Annotated in this window: 1 protein-coding gene and 1 pseudogene; both read left to right on the top strand. The window is 46.6% G+C overall.

What is annotated here, in order from left to right; translation table 11 throughout:
* Positions 1-894 (top strand): hypothetical protein (locus H8S65_RS20800; RefSeq protein WP_255489344.1); only part of this gene is annotated, 894 nt, incomplete at its 5' end.
* A 1-nt stretch (position 895) separates the two neighbouring features.
* Positions 896-1,320, top strand: a pseudogene (locus H8S65_RS20795) (hypothetical protein); the annotation flags it as partial.

Genomic DNA, 1,320 nt, shown 5'->3' with positions numbered 1-1,320 from the left:
GAATGGGGATGTAAGTTATTGGAAGGTTCTTTTGATGATCTTCTGAAATATCCCAAACGTAAGGCGGTCAAATATAACAACTGGGCGGAAGCCGACGGGATCGATCCCGATCTGTCGGTAGTGGAGTTCGAACCTAAAACCGTCAAGTTGAAATTCCTCATGAAGGCAGAAACGCTTGAACAGTTCTGGTCCGGGTATAGGAAGTTTGTTGCTGATCTGTCCGCACCAGGCTATCGGGAATTTGATCTTATTCCCGGCATGACCAATCGCTTACGGTTCAATGCCGGAATCTCCTATGACAAGTTCATTCCATTTAATGCCGGAGAGAACCTGTCATCATTCGAGCTGTCCTTTACGGAAGACGGCCACGCCATTTATCCGGCAACTCCGGCCGGCGGTATCGGGCTTCGCGGGCAGTATGCGATCAATGGGATAGACTTTGCAGACTTCGGTATAGGATCGGATGACAACCAGGAGGACATCTTGAAATATCCAGCGGTTAAGACGCCGTTCACCGATGGCCGGACGGTAGACCTTTCGACGGTCAAAACCCAGCATCGGGAAATAAAACTGCCCCTTTGGATGTTGGCCGGCAGTGTGGAGGAGTTTCTGAACAACTACCGGGCGTTCTTTACCCAGATATCCGGTGTAGGAAATCAGGAATTATATATTAAGACGTTAGACGGTATCATCCAGGTGTACTATACGGATTGCCCTTCTTTTTCAGTGGAGATTTGGCGGGAGAATCAGATTGGCGTAAGGTTCACTATTTCTATTGTCGCTCCTGTAGTGAGTTGGATAGATGCCGGCGGTGATGTTCGTTACCGTGTGCTGAAAGATCCGGATTTGGGGTTATTGGCAGATGAGCAAGGTAAAATAATAGTTTTCAATTGATATGGCAGAAGAGTTTGAAATAATCAGGGCTAATTTGCTTCCGGCAGCCGGAACAATAACCGATAATGATATGATCCTGATCATTCAGGGTGGAAGGCCTAAACGCGCTTTACCCTCTGCAATGAAAGGGAAGCAGGGTGATCCCGGCCTTAGTGCGTTTTTAGGGATAAGCGATAAATATATCCTTTGGAAACAAGGAGCTAATGGCACTTGGCAGAATCTGTTGGAAATTGAGAAAATTCGTGGGCCAAAAGGAGAGAAGCCGGTTTTTCGAAAGTTGAACGGTACACTTCAAATGAAATACGAGGGTGAGCCGGATAGTGCATACGTTGATATTTTCGACCGTGAAGAACTGAAAATGAAGTTTTCCGATCTGACACCAGCAGAAGTGGATCGATTGAAATTGCATTTTTCTGATCTGACGGA

Source organism: Parabacteroides hominis, from assembly GCF_014287585.1.
Classification (GTDB): Bacteria; Bacteroidota; Bacteroidia; order Bacteroidales; family Tannerellaceae; genus Parabacteroides; species Parabacteroides hominis.
The sequence above is the reverse complement of the archived record's forward strand: the minus strand, read 5'-3'. Positions and strand labels throughout refer to the sequence as shown.